General features: G+C 72.9%; 21 protein-coding genes and 2 pseudogenes. 11 read left to right on the top strand and 12 right to left on the bottom strand.

What is annotated here, in order from left to right:
* Positions 1-28: 28 nt before the first annotated feature.
* Complete coding sequence (locus tag ACIBW9_RS33150; protein WP_398960768.1) at positions 29-727, top strand: helix-turn-helix transcriptional regulator; 699 nt, start codon at positions 29-31, stop codon at positions 725-727.
* Positions 728-754: 27 nt separating this feature from the next.
* Here ACIBW9_RS33150 and ACIBW9_RS33145 read toward each other — a convergent pair whose 3' ends face one another.
* Both ACIBW9_RS33145 and ACIBW9_RS33140 read right to left on the bottom strand, forming a co-directional pair.
* Entirely contained in the window at positions 755-2,344 is a 1,590-nt protein-coding gene (locus ACIBW9_RS33145) for an AMP-binding protein (protein WP_398960709.1), read from the bottom strand.
* Positions 2,341-4,017: an AMP-binding protein gene (locus tag ACIBW9_RS33140; protein WP_398960708.1), complete on the bottom strand. Its 1,677-nt coding sequence runs from the start codon at positions 4,015-4,017 to the stop codon at positions 2,341-2,343. The genes ACIBW9_RS33145 and ACIBW9_RS33140 overlap by 4 nt, the downstream gene beginning before the upstream one ends.
* Before the next feature lie 178 nt (positions 4,018-4,195).
* On the opposite strand from ACIBW9_RS33140, the gene ACIBW9_RS33135 reads away from it, so the two are divergent.
* From ACIBW9_RS33135 to ACIBW9_RS33125, 3 genes are all read left to right on the top strand, one after another.
* Positions 4,196-5,032: a response regulator transcription factor gene (locus tag ACIBW9_RS33135; protein ID WP_398960707.1), complete on the top strand. Its 837-nt coding sequence runs from the start codon at positions 4,196-4,198 to the stop codon at positions 5,030-5,032.
* Between the two features lie 140 nt (positions 5,033-5,172).
* Positions 5,173-7,974: an AAA family ATPase gene (locus tag ACIBW9_RS33130; protein WP_398960706.1), complete on the top strand. Its 2,802-nt coding sequence runs from the start codon at positions 5,173-5,175 to the stop codon at positions 7,972-7,974.
* A 205-nt stretch (positions 7,975-8,179) separates the two neighbouring features.
* Complete coding sequence (locus ACIBW9_RS33125; RefSeq protein ID WP_398960705.1) at positions 8,180-8,971, top strand: S1 family peptidase; 792 nt, start codon at positions 8,180-8,182, stop codon at positions 8,969-8,971.
* A gap of 120 nt (positions 8,972-9,091) precedes the next feature.
* Here ACIBW9_RS33125 and dmpI read toward each other — a convergent pair whose 3' ends face one another.
* The 6 genes and pseudogenes from dmpI to ACIBW9_RS33095 all read right to left on the bottom strand — a co-directional run.
* Positions 9,092-9,274 (bottom strand): 4-oxalocrotonate tautomerase DmpI, encoded by a 183-nt coding sequence (dmpI, locus tag ACIBW9_RS33120; protein ID WP_398960704.1) that lies wholly within the window; start codon positions 9,272-9,274, stop codon positions 9,092-9,094.
* 113 nt (positions 9,275-9,387) lie between these two features.
* On the bottom strand, positions 9,388-10,254 hold the full coding sequence (locus ACIBW9_RS33115) for a LysR substrate-binding domain-containing protein (protein WP_398960703.1): 867 nt from the start codon (positions 10,252-10,254) through the stop codon (positions 9,388-9,390).
* Between the two features lie 83 nt (positions 10,255-10,337).
* Positions 10,338-11,828: a winged helix DNA-binding domain-containing protein gene (locus tag ACIBW9_RS33110; RefSeq protein WP_398960702.1), complete on the bottom strand. Its 1,491-nt coding sequence runs from the start codon at positions 11,826-11,828 to the stop codon at positions 10,338-10,340.
* Between the two features lie 79 nt (positions 11,829-11,907).
* Positions 11,908-12,495, bottom strand: a complete 588-nt coding sequence (locus ACIBW9_RS33105; protein ID WP_398960767.1) for an acetoacetate decarboxylase family protein — start codon at positions 12,493-12,495, stop codon at positions 11,908-11,910.
* A gap of 50 nt (positions 12,496-12,545) precedes the next feature.
* Entirely contained in the window at positions 12,546-13,058 is a 513-nt protein-coding gene (locus tag ACIBW9_RS33100) for an SDR family NAD(P)-dependent oxidoreductase (protein WP_398960701.1), read from the bottom strand.
* Positions 13,003-13,428: pseudogene (locus ACIBW9_RS33095) on the bottom strand (SDR family oxidoreductase); the annotation flags it as partial. The pseudogene ACIBW9_RS33095 and the gene ACIBW9_RS33100, both read right to left, overlap by 56 nt.
* Before the next feature lie 180 nt (positions 13,429-13,608).
* Here ACIBW9_RS33095 and ACIBW9_RS33090 point away from each other — a divergent pair.
* Genes ACIBW9_RS33090 through uppS form a run of 3 tightly spaced genes read left to right on the top strand, consistent with a single transcriptional unit; the run spans position 13,609 to position 16,464 of the window.
* Positions 13,609-14,181 carry a DUF6230 family protein gene (locus tag ACIBW9_RS33090; protein WP_398960700.1) on the top strand — a complete coding sequence of 191 codons (573 nt, stop codon included), beginning with the start codon at positions 13,609-13,611 and terminating at the stop codon, positions 14,179-14,181.
* Positions 14,178-14,567: a DUF6114 domain-containing protein gene (locus ACIBW9_RS33085; protein WP_398960699.1), complete on the top strand. Its 390-nt coding sequence runs from the start codon at positions 14,178-14,180 to the stop codon at positions 14,565-14,567. Before ACIBW9_RS33090 ends, ACIBW9_RS33085 begins: the two co-directional genes overlap by 4 nt.
* Position 14,568: 1 nt before the next feature.
* Positions 14,569-16,464, top strand: a complete 1,896-nt coding sequence (gene uppS, locus ACIBW9_RS33080; RefSeq protein ID WP_398960698.1) for a polyprenyl diphosphate synthase — start codon at positions 14,569-14,571, stop codon at positions 16,462-16,464.
* Here the strand turns inward: uppS and ACIBW9_RS33075 are convergent.
* Positions 16,426-17,421, bottom strand: a pseudogene (locus ACIBW9_RS33075) (NADP-dependent oxidoreductase); the annotation flags it as partial. The gene uppS and the pseudogene ACIBW9_RS33075 sit on opposite strands and share 39 nt — an antisense overlap.
* A gap of 100 nt (positions 17,422-17,521) precedes the next feature.
* Between ACIBW9_RS33075 and ACIBW9_RS33070 the strand changes: the two are divergent.
* Positions 17,522-18,454, top strand: coding sequence for a LysR family transcriptional regulator (locus ACIBW9_RS33070; RefSeq protein WP_398960697.1), 933 nt, complete (start codon positions 17,522-17,524; stop codon positions 18,452-18,454).
* Between the two features lie 105 nt (positions 18,455-18,559).
* On the opposite strand, the gene ACIBW9_RS33065 is transcribed toward ACIBW9_RS33070, so the two are convergent.
* Complete coding sequence (locus ACIBW9_RS33065) at positions 18,560-20,653, bottom strand: alpha-galactosidase (protein WP_398960696.1); 2,094 nt, start codon at positions 20,651-20,653, stop codon at positions 18,560-18,562.
* A 116-nt stretch (positions 20,654-20,769) separates the two neighbouring features.
* On the opposite strand from ACIBW9_RS33065, the gene ACIBW9_RS33060 reads away from it, so the two are divergent.
* On the top strand, positions 20,770-21,399 hold the full coding sequence (locus ACIBW9_RS33060) for a thiol:disulfide interchange protein DsbA/DsbL (RefSeq protein WP_398960695.1): 630 nt from the start codon (positions 20,770-20,772) through the stop codon (positions 21,397-21,399).
* Positions 21,400-21,422: 23 nt separating this feature from the next.
* Here ACIBW9_RS33060 and ACIBW9_RS33055 read toward each other — a convergent pair whose 3' ends face one another.
* Both ACIBW9_RS33055 and ACIBW9_RS33050 read right to left on the bottom strand, forming a co-directional pair.
* Entirely contained in the window at positions 21,423-22,295 is an 873-nt protein-coding gene (locus ACIBW9_RS33055; RefSeq protein WP_398960694.1) for a histidine phosphatase family protein, read from the bottom strand.
* Between the two features lie 196 nt (positions 22,296-22,491).
* Positions 22,492-23,706, bottom strand: coding sequence for a cytochrome P450 (locus ACIBW9_RS33050; protein ID WP_398960693.1), 1,215 nt, complete (start codon positions 23,704-23,706; stop codon positions 22,492-22,494).
* A 183-nt stretch (positions 23,707-23,889) separates the two neighbouring features.
* Here ACIBW9_RS33050 and ACIBW9_RS33045 point away from each other — a divergent pair, with 183 nt between their 5' ends.
* Both ACIBW9_RS33045 and ACIBW9_RS33040 read left to right on the top strand, forming a co-directional pair.
* The gene (locus ACIBW9_RS33045; RefSeq protein ID WP_398960692.1) at positions 23,890-24,330 is read left to right on the top strand and encodes an SRPBCC family protein; all 441 of its coding nucleotides are present in this window, start codon (positions 23,890-23,892) and stop codon (positions 24,328-24,330) included.
* Positions 24,330-24,843 (top strand): class I SAM-dependent methyltransferase (locus ACIBW9_RS33040; RefSeq protein ID WP_398960691.1); only part of this gene is annotated, 514 nt, incomplete at its 3' end. The genes ACIBW9_RS33045 and ACIBW9_RS33040, both read left to right, overlap by 1 nt.

Raw genomic sequence — 24,843 nt, 5'->3', positions numbered from 1 at the left:
TTAGTCAATGGCCGCGGGTTTTACACTGGTGTTCGTGGATGCCTCGAAGGAAGTACCCGACGCAGACGTACGGGCCGCCGACGTCTCGGCCGTCGCCTCGCTCGACGAGCCGACGCGCCGGAGGCTGTACGAGCATGTGGTGCGCCAGCCGGGCCCGGTCGGCCGGGACGAGGCGGCCGAGGCGCTCGGGCTCGCGCGGCAGACCGCGGCATTCCATCTGGACCGGCTCGCCGAGGAGTCCCTGCTCGACGTGGTCTACGAACGGCGCAGCGGACGGACCGGCCCGGGCGCGGGCAGGCCGGCCAAGCTCTACCGGCGCTCCACGCGGCAGGTCGCCGTCACCCTGCCGGACCGGCGTTACGAACTGGCGGGACGGCTGCTGGCCCAGGCGGTCGAGGAGTCCGGCACCACAGGTGAGCCGGTGCGTGAGGTGCTGCACCGCAAGGCGGAGGAACTCGGCTCGCACCTGGGCGGACAGAGCGACGGCACCGGCCTCGTCGATCTGCTGGAGCGTCACGGCTTCGAACCGCGGCGCGAGGACGACACGATCGCCCTGGCCAACTGCCCCTTCCACGCGCTGGCCCGCGAGCACACGGAGACAGTGTGCGGGATGAACCTCCATCTGCTGCGCGGTGTGCTGCACGGCCTGGGGGGCGAGACCGGCTACGAGGCCTGTCTCGCCCCCCGGGACGGACGGTGCTGCGTGCTGCTCCAGCCGGCCGCCTGATCCGCCCGGCTGATTCCGGCCGCCCGGCTACAGGGCGTACTTCTCCCGCAGCTCGACCTTGCGCACCTTCCCTGAGACCGTCATCGGGAAGGCCTCCAGGATCTGCAGCCGGCTCGGCACCTTGTAGTGGGCCAGCCGGCCCTCGCAGAAGGCGCGTACCTCCTCCAGGGACGGCGGGTTTGCCGGGTCTCGCGGGATGACGCAGGCGAGGACCTCCTCGCCGTAGCGCTCGTGCGGTACGCCGACGACCTGGACGTCCTGGATCTTCGGGTGGCCGTAGAGGAACTCCTCGATCTCGCGCGGGTAGATGTTCTCGCCACCCCGGATGATCATGTCCTTGATGCGGCCGACGATCTCGACATAGCCGTCCTCGCGCATCACCGCCAGGTCGCCGGTGTGCATCCAGCGGCCGGGGTCGACGGCCTCGGCGGTCTTCTCGGGCTCGTTCCAGTAGCCGAGCATCACGCTGTAGCCGCGGGTGCACAACTCGCCCGGGACACCGCGCGGTCGGGTCACTCCGGTCGCCGGGTCGACGACCTTCACCTCGATGTGCGGGAGGACCCGGCCGACCGTCCCGGTGCGGTGTTCCAGGTCGTCGTCCCTGCGGGTCTGCAGGGAGACCGGGGAGGTCTCCGTCATGCCGTAGCAGATGGAGACCTCCTCCATGTGCATCTCGGCGACCACTCGCTTCATCACCTCGACCGGGCAGGGGGAGCCCGCCATGATGCCGGTGCGCAGGGTGGAGAGGTCGTAGCTCGCGAAGTCGGGGAGGTTCAGCTCCGCGATGAACATGGTCGGGACGCCGTAGAGGGATGTGCAGCGCTCCTGCTGGACGGCCTCCAGCGTGGCCTTCGGGTCGAAGGAGGGGCCCGGGATCACCATGCACGCGCCGTGCGAGGTCGCCGCGAGGTTGCCCATCACCATGCCGAAGCAGTGGTAGAAGGGCACGGGGATGCAGATGCGGTCCTGCTCGGTGTAGGCGATCAACTCACCCACGAAATAACCATTGTTGAGGATGTTGTGGTGGGAGAGCGTGGCCCCCTTGGGGAAGCCCGTCGTGCCCGAGGTGTACTGGATGTTGATGGGGTCGTCGCAGGACAGCTCCTCGTACGAGGCCTCGGCGGTCCCGCGGCCGAGCAGCGCCTGCCAGCTCGGGTCGCCGAGGTACACGACCTCGCGCAGCTCGGGGCACCTGCCCCGCACCTCCTCGACCATCGCCCGGTAGTCGCTCGTCTTGTGGCTGAGGGAGGCGAAGAGCAGCGAGATGCCGGCCTGCTTGAGGACGTACTCGACCTCGTGGGTGCGGTAGGCCGGGTTGATGTTCACCATGATCGCGCCGATGCGGGCGGTGGCGTACTGGACCAGCACCCACTCGGCACAGTTGACCGCCCAGATGCCCACCCGGTCGCCCTTGGCGACCCCGCTCGCGACCAGCGCCCGCGCCAGCTCCTCGACGTCCGCACCGAACCGGGCGTACGTCCAGCGCCGCCCTGACGGCACGTCGACCAGTGCCTCGCGGTCCGGCCAGGTCGCCACGGCCCGGTCCAGGTTGGCGCCGATGGTGTCCCCGAGCAGGACGGTCGGGCTCGTCCCGTGCGTGTACGACAGTGCGGTCACCGGAAGTCCTCCTCGCGGTACTCGTCGGCCGACCCCGCTGCGGTCGCCTCGCGCAGCTCGATCCGGCGGATCTTGCCGGAGACGGTCTTGGGCAGCGGCGCGAACTCCAGGCGGCGGATGCGCTTGTAGGGGGCGAGGACCTCGCGGGAGTGCTCGAACAGCACCTTCGCGGTGTCGGGGCCCGGCTGCCAGCCCTCGGCGAGGACCACGTACGCCTTGGGGACGGCGAGGCGCAGCTCGTCCGGGGCGGGCACGACGGCCGCCTCGGCCACCGCCTCGTGCTCGAGCAGCGCGCTCTCCAGCTCGAAGGGGCTGATCTTGTAGTCGGAGGCCTTGAAGACGTCGTCGGCGCGGCCCACGTAGGTGATGTAGCCGTCGGCGTCACGGGAGCCGATGTCGCCGGTGCGGTAGTAGCCGCCGGCCATCGCCTCCGCCGTACGGTCGGGGTCGCCGTGGTAGCCGGTCATCAGGCCGACGGGCCGGGCGGACAGGTCGAGGGCGATCTCGCCCTCGGCGGCTCCGGGGGCGCCGGTCACCGGGTCGAGGAGCTCGACCTTGTAGCCCGGGCTCGGCCGTCCCATCGAGCCGGTCTTGAGCTCCTGCCCCGGGCTGTTGGCGACCTGCACGGCCGTCTCGGTCTGTCCGAAGCCGTCCCGGATGGTGACACCCCAGGCGCGCCGGACCTGCTCGATGACCTCGGGGTTCAGGGGCTCGCCCGCCGCCACGACCTCGCGCGGCGGGGTGCGCAGCTGGGTCAGGTCCGCCTGGATGAGCATCCGCCACACGGTGGGCGGGGCGCAGAAGGTGGTCACCCCTGCCCGGTCCATCTCGGCCATCAGCCGGCCCGCGTCGAAGCGGGTGTAGTTGTGGATGAAGACGGTCGCCTCCGCGTTCCACGGGGCGAACAGGTTCGACCAGGCGTGCTTGGCCCAGCCGGGCGAGGAGATGTTCAGGTGCACGTCGCCGGGCTTGAGCCCGACCCAGTACATCGTCGCCAGATGGCCGATCGGGTACGAGGTGTGGGTGTGCTCGACCAGCTTGGGGCGGGCGGTGGTGCCGGAGGTGAAGTACAGCATCAGCGGGTCGTCCGCGAGCGTGGGGCCGTCGGGGAGGAACTCGGCGGGGGCGAGGGCGTACGCGTCCTCGAACGGCTCCCAGCCCTCCGCCGGCAGACCACCGACGGAGATACGGGTGTAGGCGCCGGGGACGTCGTCGAACTTGGCGGTGTCCTCGGCCCGTACGATCACGTGCTTCACTCGACCCCGCTCGACGCGGTCGCGCAGGTCGGCGGGACCGAGCAGCGGGGTGGCCGGGATGACCACGGCGCGCAGCTTCATCGCCGCGAGGGCCGTCTCCCACAGCTCGGCCTGGTTGCCCAGCATGACGAGGACCCGGTCCTCGGCACGGACACCGCGGTCGCGCAGCCAGTTCGCCACCCGGTCGGAGCGGTCGGACATCTCCGCGAACGAGACCCGGACCTCGCTCCCGTCCTCCTCGACGATGTGCAGGGCGGTCCGGTCGTTGCCGTCGGCGATGACGTCGAACCAGTCGAGGGCCCAGTTCAAACGCTCGGGCCGGGGCCAGCTGAAACCCTCGTACGCCTTCGCGTAGTCCTCGCGGTGCTCCAGCAGGAAGTCCCGCGCACTGCGGAAGAGCTCCGTCGCCGTCGTCATCGTCGTTCCTCCACGCTTTCTTTGGTCGTTCACCTCCGGGGCGCTCTCTGCCGGCGCGCCCCTTCGGCTCACTCCGGTACCGGACCATTGCCGGGCGGCTCTCTGCCATCGTGTAATCCGTGATGCAGGTCTCACTACCCCCGAACGGGGGTGTGCGCTGCAGGGAGAGGGCAAGCAGGTGACAGCAGACGCGGCCGGGGCGGTCGAGATACGCAATGCGCTGGTACGGCTCCGGCGCACGACCGGGCTGCCGGTCGCCTTCGGCGGCCTGGTGGAGCCGGGGCGCCGGCACATGCGCATCAGCGAACTCAGCGGCACCGAGACACCCGCGCTGAGCGGGCTGCCGGTGACCTCCGGCAACGGCCTGGGCGGCCGGGCGGTGGCGCTCGCCCGGCCGTGCGCGGTGACGGACTACTCCTCCTCGCGGCAGATCAGCCACGAGTACGACATCCCGGTCGCCACCGAGGGGCTGCATTCGATCCTCGCGGTGCCGGTGGTCGTACGCCGCCGGGTACGGGGTGTGCTCTACGGCGCGCTGCGCACGGCGCAGCCGCTCGGTGACCGGACGCTGGGCGCGGCGATGGAGGCCGCGCGGGACGTGGAGCAGGCGCTGGCCGTGGGGGACGAGGCGCGCGGGCTGCTGGCGGCGGCCGCCCGCGGCGAGCCGGAGAGGGGTCCGGCGGCGGGTGCCGCCTGGGAGCAGGTGCGGGAGGCCCATGCGGCGCTGCGGGCACTGGCACCGCGGATCGCCGACCCGGCGCTGCGGGCGGAGCTGCTCGGCGTGTGCGGGCTGCTGACCCCGAGGACACCGGCTCACCGGGTCGACCTGGCCCCCCGCGAGCTGGACGTACTGGCCTGTGTGGCGGCGGGGGCCACGAACGCGGTGGCCGCCGAGCGGCTCGGGCTGCGTGCTGAGACGGTCAAGGGCTACCTGCGGTCGGCGATGCGGAAACTGGGTGCTCACACGCGCGGCGAGGCGGTGGCCGCGGCGCGCCGGGCGGGGCTGCTGCCGTAGCGCCTTATTCGTTCACCGGAGCCTTGAATTTCTCCATGCTTGACCGTTGTTATATCCCTCACCACGGCATCCGTCCGAAATTCAAAGAGAGATTGCCTAGAATTTGGCCCGAACACGACACTCGGAGGGGAGCGGCGACCGTGCGAGGGGACTTGAGGGAGCCTGCCAGACGCCACCCCGACCTGGTCATCGGCCGGGACGAGCTGCTCAGCGCGGCACGCGAGCAGCTCGGGCGGGGCGGCAGCGTGCTGCTCCACGGCCCCGCCGGAATAGGAAAGTCGACCGCTCTGCGGGCTTTGGCATCCGAATACGGGACGGCCGCGCGCACCGTGCTGCGCTGCTCGGCGACCGAGTCCGAATCGCACCTCCCCTTCCTGGCCCTCGCCGACCTGCTCGGCCTGGTCGTGGACCAGGTGTACGACAAGCTGCCCGCCGCCCAGCGCACGGCACTGGAGTCGGCGCTCACCGGCCGCGGCGAGTCCACCCTCCAGCGCGACGGCCTCGCGCTGCGCCTCGCCGTCCTGTCGGCGCTGCGCGCGCTCGCCGAGCAGGGTCCCGTCCTCGTCGTGGCGGACGACCTGCAGTGGCTGGACCCGGCGAGCTCGGAACTCCTCGGCTTCGCCGCCCGCCGCCTGGGCGACACCCCGGTGCAGCTGCTGTGCGCGGTCCGCACCGAGGGCCAGGAGTACGACCGCCACCTCAGCGCCTCCCCGCCCGACACCCTGGCCGTGCGGCTCGGCGGGCTCTCCCGCGCCCAGGTGTCCGCGCTGCTCGACCACCGCGGCTACACCGGCCTGCCGCGGTCCACCGTCCGGGACATCCACCGCACCAGCGGCGGCAACCCGTTCTTCGCCCTCGAACTGGGCCGCGCCCTGGCCGAGAGCCCGACCCCGCCGCGGCCGGGCGAGCCGCTGCCGGTGCCCACCTCGCTGCGCGCCCTCGTCCTGAACCGGCTCGACATGCTCTCCGTCGAGGCCCGCCGCACCCTGCTGGTGGCCAGTGTCGGCGCCCGCCCCACCCTGTCCCTGCTGCACGACGCGGGCCGGGACAACGCCGAGGCCGAGACCGCGCAGGCGGCCGAACTCGGGCTGCTGGCGACCGAGCCGGAGGGCCCCGCCGTACGCTTCGCGCACCCGCTGATCTCGGCCGCGCTGTACGCGGAGGCGCCCGCGCAGGACCGGCGGGCCGCGCACGCCGCCCTGTCCACGGCGGCCTCCGACCCGATCGAGCGGGCCCGCCACCTCGCCCTCGCGACCACCGGCACCGACCCGGAGGCCGCGGCCCGGCTCGCCGAGGCCGCCGCCACGGCCCGGGACCGCGGAGCACCCTCGGTCGCCGCCTCGCTCGGACTGCTCGCCGCCCGGCACACCCCGGCCGACGGCGAGCCGGGCCCGGACGAGCACCGGCTGCAGGCCGCCGAGGACGCGATCACCGCCGGCGAGGTGGACCTCGCCCGGGACATCGCCCGCGACGTGCTGACCCGGGCCGCCGAGCCCGCGGACCGGGTGCGGGCCTGGATGGTGGTCATCGAGGCCGCCGGGCAGGCCCTCGGCGAGGTCGACACCGTCTACCCGCAGGCCCTGGCCGACGCCGGCGACGACCCGGGGCTGCTGGCCCAGGTCCACTACCAGCTGGCCTGGCGCGGACTGGTCGTGGAGGGCGACTTCGCCATCGGCCGGGAGGAGGCCGCGCACGCCGCCGAGCTCGCCGCCCGGGCCGGCGACCGGCGCACCGAACTCCTCGCGCTGGCCTTCCAGGCGACCACCGAGACCCTGATGGGCCATCCGGACGCCCCCGCGACCATCAAACGTGCGCTGAAGGAACCTCAGCTCCCCGACGTGGCCTGCCACCACAACGGGGCGGGCGCGACCCGCTACCGATGGCTGATCATGAGCGACCAGCTGCCCGAGGCCCGCTCCACCGTCAGCTCGCTGCTGCGCGAGGCGCGCCGGCGCGGCATGGTCGAGAGCGAGGTGCACTTCGTGCGTCTGCTCGCCGAGACCGAACTGCGCTCCGGGCACTGCGGCCGGGCCCTCGACCTGGCCCGGGAGAGCATGCGGCTGGCCCGTGACTCGGGGATCGGCGAGGCGTCCTCCGCCGTGCTCGCCTCCCTCGCGGAGGCCTCCGGCGGGGACGTGGAGCGGGCGCTGACGCTGGGCCGCGAGGCGGTGGAGCTGGCCGAGCGGGCCGGCGACCAGATGTACATCTCGCGGGGGCTGACGGCGCTCGGGCACGCCCAACTGGTCGCCGGGGACGCCGAGGGCGCGGTCCGCTCGCTGCGCCGGGTGCGGGACCTGGAGAACGGGCTGGGCATCACCGACCCCGCGCGCGGCCGCTGGCACGGCGACCTCGCCGAGGCCCTCGTCCGCATCGGCGAGACGGACGAGGCGCAGCAACTCCTCGACGTGGCGCGCGAACACGCCGTGCGGCTCGGGCGCGAGGGCGTGCTGGCCGTGCTGGACAGGGCCGAGGCGCTGGTACGGGCCGCACGCGGCGAGCACGAGGCCGCGCTCGCCCAGCTGACGTCGGCCCAGCACCGGCTCGCCAAGCTGGGTTACGGCCTGGAGGAGGCACGCGCCGCGTTCGCGCTGGCGTCGCTGCGTCCCGGCCGTACGGGGCGCGCGTCCTACGACGAGGCGGCCCGGCTGTTCCGCCGTTGCCGGGCGCTGCCCTGGCTGCGCCAGGTGGAGGCGGCGGCCGTGGCGAGCCCGGTGGAACCGATCGCCCCCTCTGCCACGTCGGAGGGCCTGGAAGGGCTGGCCGCGATGGAACGCCAGGTCGCCGCGCTCGTCATGGAGGGCGCGACCAACCGGGAGATCGCCGCGCGGCTGTTCATCAGCGTGAAGACGGTCGAGGCAACACTGACCCGGGTCTACCGCAAGCTGGGGATCCGCTCGCGCGTGGATATCGTCCGTTTGGCGGCGGCACGGCGAGCGAAGTGACGGCGCGCCAGGTTAACTGAACCCGACCGAGGGTTTTCCCTTACACAACCCCCTAGGGGGTTCCCTCATTGGGAGCCGGGGGTTCCGCGTCCTAGCTTGAGGACGTGCCGCTCGCCCGGGCATACGGGGGTCGGTCCCGCGACCCCCGTGCTCAACCCCCCACACCCGCGCGACCCCCCACCGGCAACCCCCACTGAGGAGACTCATGTTCGGGTCCAACCGTGCCAGGAAGACCGCCGCGGTACTCACGGCGGCCGCTGCAGCGGCCGCCACCGCACTGCTCGGCGCGCCCTCCGCGGCAGCCGCGCCCCAGCCCATCGTGGGCGGCACCACTACCACGACCACGGCCTACCCGTTCGTCATGCAGATCACGGACGCGTCGCAGAACCAGTTCTGCGGCGGCACCCTCGTCTCGGCCACCAAGGTGATCACCGCCGCTCACTGCATGGTCGGGGAGAGCACCGCCGGCGTCAGAGTCGTCGGCGGCCGCACCTATCTGAACGGCACCAACGGCACGGTCAGCAAGGTCAGCAAGATCTGGATCAACCCGAACTACACGGACGCCACCAACGGCGACGACGTGGCGGTACTGACGCTGGCGACGTCGATGCCGTACACGACGGCGTCGTACGTGAAGTCCTCGGACACGTCGGTGTACGCGGCCGGCACCACCGCCCGCATCCTCGGATGGGGCACCACCTCGGAGAACGGCAGCTCCTCCAACCAGCTGCGGACCGCGACCGTGCCGATCGTGGCCGACGCCAGCTGCAAGAGCTCCTACGGTTCTGACTTCGTACAGACCGACATGGTTTGCGCCGGATACACATCCGGCGGCGTAGACACCTGCCAGGGCGACAGCGGCGGTCCCCTGCTCATCGGGGGCGTCCTGGCAGGGATCACTTCTTGGGGCAACGGCTGTGCGGAGGCGGGGTACCCGGGTGTCTACACCCGGCTGACCACCTTCTCCAGCCTGGTGACCGCACAGGTCAACTCGTAGGACGAGTGCTCCAGAAGACCTCCTGAGCACCCCTCAGGTGAGAGACAAGGGGGCGTTGCGGGCTACCACGAGCAGCTCGCAGCGCCCCCTTTCCATGCGCTGCCTGTCGCGTGTGCGGCGCTACTTGTCGGCGGTGAGCCTGCCCGCCGCGCCCCAGCTGTCCGCCGGCACCTCGTGGATCCACACCTGAACGGTCTCGGCCGGGACCTTGTACGCGTCGACGAAGGCGTCGGTGATGCGCTTGACGAGGTCCCGCTTGAGCTCGGTGTCGCGGGGACCCTGCTGGACGGTGACGATCGGCATGACTGAACTCCCTTGAATGCGCTGCCTGTCGGGGCCGGATGCGGCCCCTTTCGGTGCGTACAGTCCATCGCCTCGGACGCCCGCGACCAACAGGCAGAGTGCGACCGCAGCGATCAGTTCTCGTGATCGCCGCAGGCCAGCAGCAGGGTGTCCAGGTGCGGGGGCGGGGCACTGACGGGCACGGCGAGGCCCGTGGACAGGGCGAGGCCCGGCGCGCGGAACGGTACGAAGGCGACGCGGGGGCTGTGCAACACGCGCGCGTGGGACGCGTACACGACGGTCCACACCGGGCGGCTGCCGATGGTGGCGAGGGTGTCCTGGAGGGAGCCGCTCGACGGTCCGGGCAGCGGCTCGAACCCGGCCTCGTGGCAGGCGCCGACGACCAGGTCGACCAGGGCGGGGTTGTTACGGCGCTCGGTCAGGGCGAGGGGCACCTCGGCCAGCTCCTCGATACCGATCTCCGCGCGGCCGGCCAGGGGGTGCGCGGCGGGGAGGGCAGCCACCAACGGGTCGGGCCACAGGGGCAGCACGCGTACGCCGGGCACCGGCTCGACGGCCCGTACGAACGCGGCGTCCAACTGGCCGCCCGCGACCCGGGCCAGGCGTTCGGCGACCGGCAGCGAGAACAGTTCGACGGGCACGTCCGGCGCGCGGCGCGCGAACGCGGCGAGCACCCGGTCGAGATGCGTACCCAGGCCCGTGCTGGTGCCGATCCGCAGGCCGGGCGGCGGGGCGACGGCGGCACGCGCCCGGTCGGCCGCCGCCAGTACCTCGCGCGCCTCGGGCAGCAGCCGCTCCCCCGCCGCCGTGAGCCGCACCCGGCGCGGCGTCCGGTCGAACAGCTCGGCGCCGAGTTCCCGCTCCAGGCGCTGTATCTGCATGCTCACCGCGGACTGCACGATGTGCAGCCGTTCGGCCGCCCGCCCGAAGTGCAGTTCCTCGGCGACGGTCACGAAATAGGTGAGCTGCCGCAGTTCCATGGGCCGACTCTAGAGGGGCCGGGCGGGCGGCCGGCGCGCTGTTCGTCATCGGCCGCGTGCTCGTGGACCACGCGGACTGAGGCTCACGGCATCACGGTCCCGAACCGGATGTCGTACGACGTCCCCGGGTGCATGGTGTCGAGCATCCGCACCGCTTGTTCCTCCAGTTCCGCACGCTGCGCCTTGCCGAGGGTGCCGAACGGCTCGACGACGAGCGCGCCCTCCCCCAGCCTCCACACCCCCGCCAGGAAGCCGTCGACGAGGAACGTGCAGTAGACCTGATTGCCCACCCAGCTACGGCCCCAGTACTCGGCCGGGACGACCCGGGTGCGGTCGGCATGGGAGAGGAGCAGGTTGTCGAACTCGGGCAGGAAACGGGGCGGCGCCGGAGTCTCCGCGTCGGGCCGCGGCGCGTCCGGCAGATCGAAGAGCTCGACCCCACCCTCGTCCCGAAAGGTGACGAGCTGCGGCCGAAGCCGCTCGAAGACCTCACGCAACCGGGTCAGCCCGGCCCAGGTCTGCATGTCCTTGACGGACGCGGGCCCGAAGGCGGCGAGGTAGCGCAGGACGGTGGCGTCGGGGGACGGGGCGGTTTCGGCGGAGGCCGAGGCCGGACCGTCCGACGAGGCCACGCTCGGGGCGGTCGCACTCACCGGAGTCACGCCCGGCGCGGCGGCGTGCGAAGCCGAGCGACCCGCAGCCGCGGTCGACGAAGACGCGCCCCGTGCGGACACACTCGACGAAGCCGCACCGTCTGCAGACGCGGCGGGCGCACCCGCGGCCGGGGCAGTCGCAGACGGCAAACCCGCGCCCGGTGCTGCCGCGCTCGGCGAAGCCGCAGCCGAGGAAGCCGAGCCATGTGCAGTCGCGGCGGGGGCAACCGCCCCAGGCGCAGCGGCAGCCGTCGACGTCCCGCTCGGCGAAGCCGCCCCCGGCGCTGCAGCGCTTGGCGCGCTCGTGGCCGGTGGCGTCGGGCGGGGTGCCGGGGCGCCGCGCAGCCAGTGTTCCGCTGTGGTCAGGGCGACCTGGCCGCTCTTGCCCCACAGGCCGCGTGGGGTGACCTGGACGAGGGGGAGCTTGCAGCGGGCTGCGATGGCAAGGGCCTGCGGGTCGGCGTCCGGCCACTCGGTCTGCAGGGCCTCGCGCAGCTGCTTCATGGTGCGCGGCTCGGCCTCGACGAGCTCGCGGGCGAGGGCGGCGAGCCGGTCGAGGTCCACGCCCACAAGCCCCTTGCGGAAGGTGGTGAGTTCACGGTCCCGGGCCGGCTGGACGAGTGGACGCAGGGTGAGGGCGTCGGCGGCGGTGTGGGTGTGGATGGTCGAGCGCATGGTGACGATACGGACGACCTCGCGGTCCGCCATCAGCCCGGACAGCTCCTCGGGGGTGAAGCCGTCGAGGCGGGCGGCGAGCGCGTAGTACGGCGGCTTGACGTTCTGCGCCTGCAGCCCGAGGAGATGCTCGACGGCGGCCTTGGCCGGGAGCGGGGACCGGCGCAGGAGCAGCTGCCGTTCCAGGGTCGCGCGGTTGAGCGCGCGGGTACCGAGCACCGGAGCTGTCGCTGTCGTCTTCGTCATGCCCCGCACGCTAGCCGTGCTTGCGGACACCTGCTGTCCGCAAGTCTCACGTGCTCCCCAGCGGCAGCAGGCGGAGGGCTTACGAGTGTCCGACCGTGCCGTGAAAGCCCCGGACGGCCAGCGACAGCAGGGGCCGGCGGTGGGTGAGGAAGGACAGGGCGGGTGTCGGCGCGGTCTCCACCCGGGTGCGGGTCACCGCCGGCCGGCCCCGGATGCGCAAGGGGACACGGCAGGTGGTTCCGTCAGGCAACTCCTGGACCAGCTGCGCGCGGGCCGGCAGGCGAAAGGGGAGACGGAGCATGTCACGGTGCACGGCGCGCACCGCAGCCGTGGTCCCGGTGCCGGTCAGTTCGGAACGGGTGCTGTCCGCTTCCCTTTCCAGAGTGATGGTGCCCATCTGCTTGGGGATTCCCCACAGGGTGCGTCCGCCGACCAGGGCCCGTTCGTCGTCGACCCAGGCGGCGACCGTGCTGGCGGCCAGGCGGCGCCCGTGCCGGACGGCCAGGGCGATGAGGAACTCCCGGTAGGCGAGGACGCCGCCCGGCTGGTAGTCGACCCAGAAGGTGAGCAGCGTGCAGCGCTTGCCGGCCACCCACGGCCGGACCCCGCGCGGGAGCGGCCAGGACGGCAGCTCGGCCTGCGGGACCTGCCACACCGAGCTGATCATGTCGCCGGTCAGGTGCCACGGAGAGGGGGGAATTGCGTGCGGTGCCGGCGTCATCTCGTCCCCCTGTCCCGCAGTTCGTTCTCGTACGGGCCGCGGACGGCGGCGTCCGCGTCCCGGGCGATGGCATCCGTGCCCAGCAGCGCGTCGATCATGTCGTCGGCCCACCGGGGCAGCAGGGCGGTGAGGGACAGCAGCCGTGCCGCGCTCGGTACGAACACCTGCGGGCGAGGTCGTCGGAGGGCACCGGCGACCGCGTCGGCCACCTGCTCGGGCCGCAGGGCGGGCAGTACACGGGGGCGGATACCGGCGGCGGCAGCGGTCTGCACCATGTACGGCAGGATGGCGGTGACGTGGATGCCGTCGACGCGCAGTTCGCGGTGCAGACTCCGGGAGAGGGCCAGCACGCCGGCCTTGGTCGCGCTGTAGGCCGCGAAGCCGGGCAGTGGCTTGACGGCGAGCACACTGGCGATGTTCACGATGTGGCCGCCCCCCCTGGGGAAGCATCCGCAGCGCGGCGGCGCGGCAACCGTGCACGGTTCCGGTGAGGTTGACCAGGCAGGCATGGGCCAGCAGACCGGCTTCCTGAGCGTCCAGCCGCCCCAGGGGCACGACCCCGGCGTTGTTCACCCACACATCGAGCCGCCCGAAGTGTGCCTCGGCGGCTCCGGCGAGTTGCTCCGCGGCTTCCGCACGGGCGATGTCCGCCTCCATCAGGACTGGTTCTCCGCCGAGTTCGGCCGCGGCTCGGTGCAGCCGCTGTCCGTCGACGTCGCCGAGCACGAGCCGGTAGCCGTCGCCCGCGAGCCGCCCGGCGATGGCGTACCCCACCCCGCGTGCCGCTCCGGTGACGACGGCGACCGGCGACGGACCGGTGGCGGCGCCTTCCTTCCAACCCCTGCGCACCGGGCGCCAGTTGCCCTGACCTCCATGCATGCCCCTCCAACGATGCCGGTCCCGGTCCGTCACCGAGGAGGAGGAAGACAGCCCGGTGTTGTTGCGCGGACGACGAAGCCGCGGCCCGTGTGATGGTCCGATCAATCCGATGGGCGCCACCTGGTAGCGCCGTGATCGTTGGGGCAGGACGTGATCAGAAATGTCGATCGTCCGACCAGAATGACGGGGCGCACGAGCAAGCTCCGATTCGCCCTGGCCCTTACGCCCCTGTCCGTCGGCGGCACCGCCCTGCTGGCCGGGAGCGCGCAAGGTGCCGTATCGGTGGCCTTCGCGGGCCAGGTACCGGTCACCGTGCACGCGGCGCGGGTCTCCGGTTCCGACCTGACGGCCTCCCCTGCGGGATCCGGCCGTGGCGGGCTGCTGCCGGCACTGGCGACACGGCTGGAACACGCTCGGGTGGAGGACGCCTGTGTCACGTCCACCGCGCGACTGCCCCTCGTCGGAGCGGTGACGGCAGTCGTCCACATCGACCGCGCCTCGGCCACGGGGCTGACCGTGGAGGCGGGCAAAGCCACCGCGCGAACCGTGTCCGTCTCCGGCGCCGAGTTCAGCACCCCGCAGGTGTCCCCGGCCCGGCCCACGGGTCTGTTCAGCATCGGCGCGCGCAAGGTCAGCGGCCGCGAAGTCAGCACCGAGCCACGGGCCTTCACCGCCGGGACGATCGCAGCCAGTGGAGTCACCATCGACCTTCACCAGGGCGAGGGCGGCTGCGCGCGGGAGGGGCACCGGTGACCGCCGCAGTCGTCACGCACCGATGGTCGAGGTGGCGGGAATGGCGAGGCGGCCGCCCGTTCGCCGCGGGGCTGTTGCTGACTCTGGGCGGGCTGGAGATGATCTGCGTCTCCTGGAGCGGTCTGGGGTTCCTGCGGTTGACCGGCACTGCGGGCGCCGCGTCGTGGACCTTGGGTGCGTTGTTCGCCGTGGCCGGGCTGACGACCTGGCAGAACCCGCCGCTGCGCTACTTCGCCGGAGTACTGTCCGCTGTCCTGTCCCTGGTCAGCCTCATGGCCGCCAATCTAGGCGGCCTCCTGGTCGGCTTCCTGCTCACCGCTGTGGGCAGCGCTCTGGCCCTGGCCTGGGTCCCGCAGCAGCCCGCCGCCGAGGAAGAGGAGGCGTGAGATGAGCCCGTCCGCCACGCCGCGGGCCCGTTGGGGATCGGTCTACCGCCGCGGCGGTGTGCACGATCCCGCCCTGCGCCACGGGTACGACATGTGCCGACGCGCCACGCGCTCCACCGGGGAGATCGAGTACGCCGTCTCGCTGTTGCTGCCCCCGCCGCTGCGGCTCGCCGTCTGGGCGCTGTACGGCGCCGTGAGAGCCGTCGACGACCTGGTCGACACGGTCGACGCCGAGACCGAGGGGGCTGCCGCCGGCGTGGGGCGGGCCGAGCGATTGGAGGCATGGATCGCGGCGTTCGACGCGGACCTGCGGGAGGGCGCCGGCAGCGACCCGGTCCGGCTCGCCCTGATCGACACCATGCTGACCTGGAATCTGCCGCCGGAGTTCCTGCACACCCTGTTCGAGGCACTGCGCCAGGACGTCCACGGCCGGCACTTCGACACCTGGGGTGAATGGAGGCGTTACAACGGCCTCGTCAACACCCCGCTCGTGCTGCGGACCGGCTCGTTGCTGCTGCGGGCCGCGGGCCTGCCCGCCGAACCCGAAGCCCTGGCCGCCGCCGTACCCGGCGCGGCCGCGGCCTGGCAGACCGCCGTCGACGCCGTCTACCTCACCGACGCGCTCGTCGACCTCGCTGACGACCTCGACCGTGGCCATGTGCCGCTGCCCCAGGAGGCCTTGGACGAAGCCGGCGTGCGGCGCGCGGACCTGCTGAAGCGGCACGGCACCCCGGCCTACGAACGCATGGTGCGCGATCTGGCGGACCGGGCCCGCGGCTGGTTCGACCGCACCCCCGTCCCGCCCGTGCTGCACCCGGCCGTCGGCCTCGCACTCGGCGCCTACACCGACCTGTACCGGGTACGGCTGGCCACCCTCGCCCGCGATCCCGCCGCGCTGCTGCACCGCAGGCCCGCCCTGCCCCGGCCCGCCCGCCTGCGGCTGCTGCCGCTCGCCCGCGCACGCGCCGCACTGGCCTGCGGCCTGTACCCCTTCACCGTCGTGACGGGCTCGGCGACCGCCTCCGCGCCGCTGCTGACCGGCCCGGCCGTTGCTCCGGCCGAAGAGAGGACGCCGTCTGCCGCCCGGCGGCCGGTCATCGCGCCGACGCCTCACCCGTCCGGGGCCCGTCCACCGGAGGTGCCCGCCCAGGCGATGCCACGCCACGTCGCGATCGTGATGGACGGCAACGGCCGCTGGGCCACCGCGCGCGGCCTGCCCCGAACCGACGGCCACCGCGCCGGCGCCGACGCTCTGGTCGATGTCGTTCACGGTGCTCTGGAAATCGGCCTCGAGTACCTGAGCGTGTACATGTTCTCCACCGAGAACTGGAAACGTCCCGCCGGCGAACTGCACTCACTGATGTACGAGATCCCGAAGTTCCTGCGCCGTCTGCTGGACGACTGTCGACCCCTGAACGTGCGCCTGCGGTGGGCCGGGCAGCGGTCCCGGCTGCCCGCGGATGTCGTCGACACCCTGGTCGAGGCCGAGCAGGCGACCCGCGACTGCAGCGGGCTGACCGTCACGGCGTGTGTGAACTACGGCGGCCGCGCCGAGATCACCGCCGCCGCGGCGCAACTCGCCCACGACGCCACGGCCGGGAGAATCGACCCGGCCGCGGTCTCCGAGCACGCCTTCGCCCGCTATCTGCACGTCCCCGAACTACCCGACGTCGACCTGCTCCTGCGCACCGGGGGAGACCAGCGCACCTCCAACTTCCTGCCCTGGCAGGCCACCTACGCCGAACTGCTCTTCCTCGACACCTGCTGGCCCGACACGGACCGCCGCGACCTGTGGCGGGCGATCGAGCAGTACGCACTCCGCACCCGCCGCTACGGCACCGTGCCCCGGATGCGCACCCGCCCGCACGATGATCTTGCCGGTGTTCCGGCCCCGTAGCATCCCCAGGAACGCGTCCACGATGTGTTCGAACCCGTCGACCACCGTCTCGTCCAGAGCGAGCCGGCCGCTCTGCAGATGCGGTACGGCGAACTGGTACAACTCCTCCTGCAGATCGCGGTGGTTGCTGACCAGGAAGCCCTCCATGCGCAGGCTCTTCTCCACGAGGTCCGCGTGGTCGAAACGCGGTGGAGGCGCGTCGGGGGTGTTGTACTGGCTGATCGTGCCGACGCGGACGATGCGCCCGAACTCGCGCAACGCCCCTACGGCGGCGGCCAGTTGCTCGCCTCCGACGTTGTCGACGAAGACGTCGATGCCGTCCGGTGCGGCCTCGGCGAGCAGGTCTGCGGCGGGCCCGTCGTGGTAGTCGAAGACGGCGTCGTAGCCGACCTCCCGCGTGAGGTGGCCGGCCTTCGCGGCCGAGCCCGCGCTGCCCACGAGCCGTCCGGCGCCGAGCAGCCGGGCGAACCGTCCGGTCGCGGTGCCGACCCCGCCCGCCGCGGCCGACACGAACAGGTCCTCGCCCTCCTTCAGCCGGGCGATCCGGGTCAGGCCCGCATAGGCCGTCAGACCGGTGCCGCCGAGGATGCTCAGGTACGCGGTAAGGGGCACGCCGTCGAATCTGGGCAGCCGCCGGATCTCCTCGGGCGTGACCACCGCGTGGGTGCGCCAGCCCTGCCGGTGGAACACGATCTCGCCCTCGGCCAGCCGGGGCGTGCGCGAGGCGATGACCCGGCCGAGGGCACGGCCCTCCAGTGGTGCGTGGAGCGCGAAGCCACCGGGCACGTCGTCCATCATCTCGCGGTGGTAGGGGTCGACGGACCAGTAGAGGTTCTCCACCAGTGCGCTGCCGGGGGTGGGTTCGGGACGCGCGGATTCCACGAAAGCGAAGTGTTCGGCGGTGGGGAAGCCGTGCGGGCGGGCGGTCTGGTGCACGGTGAGCGCGGTCTCGTTCATGACCGGACCGTAGGGCGGGAATGCGCCTGGCGGGCAGCCGGTTGGGCTCATGCGACGGCCCGTTCCATGAGCAGTTCTCATACGTTGAGGTGAGCGCCCCGTGGCTCGTACGACCGACTCCGATCTCGCCCCGCACGAACTGCGCGTTCTGGTGGCGGTCGCGGACACCGGGGGCTTCTCGGCCGCGGCCCGGGCACTCGGGCTCACGCAGTCCGCGGTCTCCCACTCGGTGCGCGGCAGCGAACGGAAGATCGGTGCCGTGCTCTTCGACCGCGGCCGCGGCGGCGCCCGCCCCACCCCCGCCGGAGAGAAGGCCGTGGCGCACGCCCGCCGTGTCCTGCGGCTGCTGGACGTCCTGACCGCCGAGGCGCGCGGTGCGGCCCGGTCCCAGGCTGCGGTCGGGCCGCTGCGGATCGTGGCCTTCCGCAGCGCGGCTCTGCATCTGCTGCCGCCCGTCCTCGAGCGGCTGCGCGCCCGGCATCCCGGGATCGAACCGCGGGTGCGGATCGTGCGCGAGGTGGGACGCGGCACCGCGGGCGAAGTGGCCGACGGGAAGGCCGACCTCGCCATCGCCACACTGGGCGGCTCCGTACCGCTGCCGCCGGGTCTGGTCGCGAGCGGGCTCTTCGAGGAGCCGTACGCCCTGGTGCACGCGGCGGGACAGGCCGCCCCGCGTGCACTGCCGCTGGTCGACTGGGCCGAGAACTGCGGCTCGTACACCCGCGACTGGTGGGCCGCACAGGACTGGATCCCGAAGGCGACCGTCGAGGCCGAGGACGACGGAGCGGTGCTCTCCCTGGTGAGCGGAGGCCACGGAATGGCGATCATGCCCGCGCTCTCGCTGCTCGGAGCACCGGACACGCTCGGGATCGCCGACCTCGGCCCCCGGCGTCCGACACGCCGGGTCGGCTGTGTCACCACCTCCGAACTGGCCGGATCCGCCGTCGTGCGCGCCTGCGTGAGGGAACTGCGGGCCACGGCCGCTCATCTGCGACTGACTGCGGGGACCTTCCCGACAGCCGCGCCGACCTGAGAAATCAAGCCCATGCCCGCCTCTCCCGCACGCCCTCCGCCGGGCAGGCACAGCTGCACATCGCCACCACCCGCGAGGCCCGGCCTGCGAGCGCCGAGGTGGCCTTCATCTGAGCCGGAGGAGGACGGCTGTGTCGGGGCGGGGCAGCGAGACGGTGAGTTTTCCTTCCGCCGCTTTCCACTGCGCGGTGCCGTCGAAGGCGGTGGGGTGGAGCAGGGACGGCTGGAGCTGTGCGCCGCGCAGGTGCGTGATGGTGAGCTCGCGGCTCGTGCCGTCGGCGGAGCCCCTGCGCCACACCGTGACGAATGTGGACTGCCGGCCGCGCAGTCCCTGGGCGATCCAGCTGTCGTCCCAGCCCGGCAGGCCCAGCGGCCAGAAGGGGTGCGCCTCGGCGATCTCCGGCCGGATGTCCTTGTAGACGTCGAGTGCCGAGCGTACGAGGGCGAACTGGTCGGCGTTCATGCGGTCGAGGAAGCCGGAGAGGTGGATCCTGCCGAGCAGTGCCCCGGCGAGGGTGAAGGCGATCTCGTCGAGGGTGTGGTGGGGCTGCGGGTAGGCCCAGACGGCCGCCTGTTCGGGGGTGACGGCGGTGGCGGCCGCGGCGGCGATGGGCGGGCAGCGCAGCGGGTCCTGCTGGTCGCTGGTGGACTGCAGCTGGGCCACGGCCAGTTGGGCGTAGTCCATGCGCAGCCCGCCCGAGCCGCAGTTCTCCAGGACCAGGCCGGGGTGCCGGTCGAGGACGGCGGCCATCCAGTCGAGGTGGGCGCGGTGGTGCCCGAGCAGTCCGGCGCCCGGGCTCTCGGTGCCGTTCTCCGTACCGGGGCCGATGTTGATGTTGTAGTCGAGCTTGAGGTAGCCGACGCCCCACTCGCCGGCCAGCCGGTCCACGACCGCGTCGAGATGGGCGCGGGCCGCGGGGTGCCGCAGATCCAGGTGGTGCCGGCCGTGTTCGGTGACGCGGACGCCGCCGCGCCGGAAGAACGCCTCGGGCGGCAGGGTGTGGGCCAAGGGGCTGCGCACGCCGACGACTTCGGGTTCCAGCCACAGCCCCGGTGTCATGCCGTGGGCCCGCACGGCGTCCAGGACCTCCTTGATGCCGCCGGGGAAGCGCCCCCGGGCGGGCTGCCAGGCGCCGACGGCGTCCCACCAGCCCTGGGCGTCGTCGTCGTACCACCCCGCGTCGATGACGAAGACCTCGGCGCCGGCCGCGCCCGCCGCCTCGATGAGCGGCATGAGCTTCTCGGTGGTGGGGTCGCCCATGAGGGTGTTCATGTAGTCGTTGTAGATCACCGGGAGGGTGCGGTGGTCGGGGTGGTCGCGGCGCAGAGCGCGGCGGTGGTCGGTGAGTCGGCCGAAGGCGGCGTCCAGACCGCCCTCCTCGACCCGGACGAGGGCGGCGGGCACGGTGTGGAACTCCTCGCCGGGCGCGAGGGTGTGGTGCCACTGGTGGTGGGCGTCGTCGGGGCCGAACAGGGCGACGTAGGCCGCGCCTTCGCGTTCGCCGCTCTCGAAGCGCCAGCCCGCGCTGGACTCGATCTGCCACAGCCAGGCGCCACCGCCCTGGTCCGTGAGCGCCCCGACGGGGAGATGGCGGCCGGTGGACCAACTGCCCTGCGAGGAGCGCTCGAAGCAGCCGCGCCCCTCGTGTCCGTGGGCGGACCGGCTGAGCGGAACGGCCTGGTTGCGGAAGGCGGCCTGCCGCCAGCGGCATTCGGCGAGCCAGTCGTTGTCGGCCCAGTGCAGGGTCAGGCCGTCCGGGCCGCCGTCGGCGCCGGTGATGCCGCCGAGGGTCAGGGTGGTCACGCTCTCCAGCCGGAGCGGTGCGCCGCCCTCGTTGACCAGGCGCACCCGGGCGCGCAGGAAACCGGCGCCCGGAGCCGTCTCCAGGACGAGGTCGGCGGCCAGTTCGGTCACCGGGTCCGCCAGCCGGATCGTGGTGCGCTCGCGGCCGGCGTCCTTTGCCGTCTCGTGGCCGCGGTAGGCCAGGCGGTCGCCGATGGCCGTCTCGATGAAGCGCTCGCCCGACCACAGCCGTCCGTGGCCGGTGGCGGTGACCTCGACGAGGGGGACGAGGACGGCCCATGCCTGGTCGGAGGTGCCCAGTCTGACCGAGCCGGCGGCGTCCACGAAGGCGTGCAGCCCGAGTTCCGGGTGCGACCAGAGGCGGGCTGTCTCCCCTGTTCCCACGGCAGCGGTCAACGCTCTCCCCTTCCAAGGTTCTTCCAGGACGGTTCCGGGCACTCGGGCGGTCCGAACGAGGGACATTGCGTGTGTCAGCGGGGTACGCCGGGACGCAGAGCGCCAAGGTGTCCGCCATGAAGAAGAAGATCATGCGCTTGTTCGCGCTGTCGACCGTCCTGACCTGCCTGCTCGGTGCCGCCTCCGGCGAACCGAAGGAGGGGACGGAGTACTTCCGTCTCAAGCACCCGGTCAGCGGTGTGCCCGCGCGGGAGGTGGCGGAGCTGTTCTGGTACGACTGCCCGCACTCCTACGAGCTGGAGAAGCCGCTGGAGGAGTGGGCGGCACAGCAGAGCCCCCCGGTGAAGGTGGTGCGGATCCCGGCCACCTGGGAGGACCAGCCCGACATGGTCGCCTACGCCCGCCTCTACTACACGCTGGACCGGCTCGGCCTCGCGGAGAAGGAGGCGATCCCGGTCTTCCAGGCCGTACGGGACGAGGGCAAGGACCTGACCACCGAGCGGAACGTCGTGCGGTGGGCGGTCAGGCAGGGGCTCGACGTGGCGGCGGTAAAGCACGCGTACACGTCGAAGGAGGTCGACGACGCCGTCAAGGCCGCCCCCGCACTGCGTGAGCGCTACCAGGTGAACGAGATGCCCACCGTGGTCGTGGCCGGACGCTACCGCACCACGCCGATGCTGCTGGGCAGCGCGGCCAAGACCATCTCGGTGCTGGACCACCTCTACCGCACCGCGCCACGTCACTGAGCAGCGGCCCGGCAGGCGGGAGTTCAGCGGTAGGTGAGCAGTCGGGGGCCGTCGCCGGTGAAGTGGGCGTGGTCGTTGAAGGTGAGCAGGCTGGTCCCGGAGACGCCCACGACGAGGGTGGTGACGGAGGCGTTCACGACGACGCGGTTGAGGGAGACCACCGAGGCGGGCGGCAGCGACAGCAGGGCGCCGCAGAGCGCGGCGCGGACGCCGCCCGAGGTGACCACGACCGCGTCGCGGCCCTGGCCGAGGGAGGTGGTCAACTCGGCCGGTGCCGCCCTCGCGCCGCCCGCGAACGCCGTCCAGCCGGTGGGGCCGGTCTCGGCGGTGTCCTCGATCCACCGTTCCAGGGCCTGGTCGAGGACCACCTGCACCGCGCGGGAGTCCGACCGGTCCTCGGGTCCCGGGTGCTGGGGGTAGCGGGACATCAGGGCGGTGTGGTCGTACTCGTTCCAGCGCGGATCCTCGGGTGAGGGCTTGTCGAAACCGGCCGGGTCGGCGAGGAGCTTCGCGGTGTCGCGCTGGCGGATCAGCGTGCCGGAGACGACCTGCGGGTCGCGCAGGCCGCGGCGGGCCAGTTCCCGGCCGACGGCGGTGCTCTGTTCGCGGCCGAGGGCCGACAGCGCCTCGTAGTCCTGCGCGCCGGAGACGACCTGCGGGTCGCGCAGGCCGCGGCGGGCCAGTTCCCGGCCGACGGCGGTGCTCTGTTCGCGGCCGAGGGCCGACAGCGCCTCGTAGTCCTGCGTGCCGGAGACGACCTGCGGGTCGCGCAGGCCGCGGCGGGCCAGTTCCCGGCCGACCGCAGTGCTCTGTTCGCGGCCGAGGGCCGGCAGCGCCTCGTAGTCCTGCGTGCCGAAGGAGGCCTGGCCGTGGCGGACGAGGCAGATGAGCGGCATACGGTGTTCCTGCTTCCCGCACCTCGGCGGCCGGTACGACGGATCCTCGGGCGTCGGCGTGGACGTAGAGGCCGATCAAGGTAGTCGACGGGCTGTCATGCGGTCGCGGGCGGTCCCGGCCCGGGTTCGGTGCGGCCGTCGCACTCACGGCCCAGGGTGAACACGACGCCGCCCGCGCGTGCTGGACGGTCCCGCGTCACCAAGTCAGGTGCAGGCTCTCCGGTGACCGGTGGATCATCGTCGGCCGCATGGTGACCGGACGGTCGTCCGCCAGTCGCAGTCCCGGCAGCCTGCGGGTCAACTCCTCCAGGGTGAGGCGGATTTGCTCGCGGGCCAGCTGGGAGCCGGGGCAGCCGTGCACGCCGAAGCCGAAGGCGAGGTGGCGCTCCGGCGGGCGGGTGATGTCGAACTCGTCGGGGCGGGAATGCCGTGAGGGGTCCCGGTTGGCCGCGCCGAAGGCCACGAACACCGTGGCGCCGGGCGGGAGTTCGGTGCCCGCGAGGGTGACCGGGCCGGTGGTGACACGGCGGAACCCCTGCAGGGCGGTGTCATGGCGGGCGGCCTCCTCGACGGCCGCCGGGATCCTGTCGGGTTCGGCACACAGCAGCTCCCACTGGCGGGGGTGCCGAAGCAGGTGCAGGACGGTCGTGCCGATGAGCGCGGTCGTCGTCAGATGCCCGGCGATCAGCAGGTTCTGGAGATGGGCGACGAGTTCGTGCCGGTGTTCCAGCGTGAGCTCGCCCTCGCCGACGACCGAGGTGACGAGTTCCGTGCACAGGTCCTCGCGGGGCGCGGCGTGCCGCTCCCGTGCGTACCGGTCGAGGAGGCGCTGCATCGCGACCACGTCCTCGGCCGCGGCGATCTGCTCGTCCTCCGGCAGGGGGCGGAACAGGAGCTCCTCGGCGCGATGGCCGCCGCGCACGACGGGGGGCACGTCGGCGGGGTCGAGGCCGACGACACAGCCGATGACCTCGCCGGGAAGCTTGCCGGCGTACGCCGACATCAGCTCGACGTGCCCGTCCTTCACGAACCCGTCCACCAGGGCGGCGGCCCGCTCGGCCGCGTACGGCAGTACGGCCGCGACGCGCGCCGGTGACAGCCCGCGGACGATCGGCGCCCGTAACCGCTGGTGGTCTGCGCCGTCGGCGGTGACGACGACGGGCCGCCCGCCGAATCCGCCGCCGAGGACGGCGAGTGCGGCGGGTCCGGGCAGCACGTCGGGAGTCAGCGCGTTCGCGGACGAGAAGTCCTCGGGCCGGCGCAGGACTTCCCGTACGTCGGCATCCCGGGCGACCAGCCAGGCGTCCAGTTCGGCGACGTGGGTCAGGCCCTCCGCCCGCCGCGCTCGTTCGTAGTACGGGTAGGGGTCGCGTTGCAACTGGTCGAGTCTGCCGTGCAGTTCACGGTCCACGGGACACCCTCCCGGCCGGCGGTGGTGCGGGGTCGGGCCCATCGTGCCGCACGGGTGTGCGAGTGCGGTAGGGCTTCCGCGCTCGCCGTGCAACCGGCGGCCGGCGGCCGCGCCGCTGGGCCACGCGCGTGGCGTGCGGATGAACACCCCGCTGAGCAGCCCGGATTCCCTACGATTCGTCACGTGGTCAACTTCCTCGTCCAACGCACGGCCCCGCTCCCCCTCGACGAGGCGTGGCGCCGCCTGACCGAATGGCCCCGGCACGGCCAGGTGGTCCCGCTGACCCGCGTCACGGTGACCACTCCCCCGCCGACGCACGAGGGCACGGTCGTCGTGGCCCGTTCGGGACTCGGGCCGCTCGCCTTCGACGACCGGATGGAGGTCACGGTGTGGCAGCCGCCGACGGACGACGCACCCGGCCGTTGCCGGCTGGAGAAACGGGGCCGGGTGGTGACGGGGTGGGCGGAGATCGAGGTGCGGCCGGGTCCCGGGGGCCGCAGCCGGGTGCTCTGGCGGGAAGAGCTCGGGGTCCGGCTGCTGCCGGGCTTCTTCGACCCGCTCCTGCTGCGGGCGGCCCGGTACGTCTTCGGGCGGGCCGCGAACCGGCTCCTCAGGATGCCGTGATGCCCGCCGGCCGCGGTCACTGGGAGCACCACTTCGCGGCGGGCAACGGATTCCACCGCCCCGACGCCCGCGAGATACGCCTGCTCGGCGAGGCGCTGCGATCCCGCCACGGGGCCCGGGCCCTGGACGTCGGCTGCGGCCTGGGCGCCTACGCCGCCGCACTCGCCGGCCTCGGCTACCGCACGCTCGCCGTCGACTGGGCCGATGCGGCGGTGGCGGCGACGCGGGACCGGTACGCGGACCTGGAGCCCCGGCTGGAGGTCGCGCGGCTGGACTTCGAGGACGCGACGGCGCGCCTGCCGCGTGCGGCGTTCGACCTGGTGACGATGCGGCTGGTCTTCGCGTTCATGGCGGACAAGGAGGCGGCCGCCGAGCGCGTGCGCGGACTGTTGGCGCCCGGCGGGGCGTGGGTGGTGACGACACCGCTGGCTCAGTGGCTGCCCGAGGACCGCCGGCGCATCGGGCTGACGGCGGCCGAGGTCGGCGGGCTGACGGGCGGCTGGGGCCGGGGGC

Source organism: Streptomyces sp. NPDC049541 (assembly GCF_044465725.1).
Classification (GTDB): Bacteria; Actinomycetota; Actinomycetes; order Streptomycetales; family Streptomycetaceae; genus Streptomyces.
The sequence above is the reverse complement of the archived record's forward strand: the minus strand, read 5'-3'. Positions and strand labels throughout refer to the sequence as shown.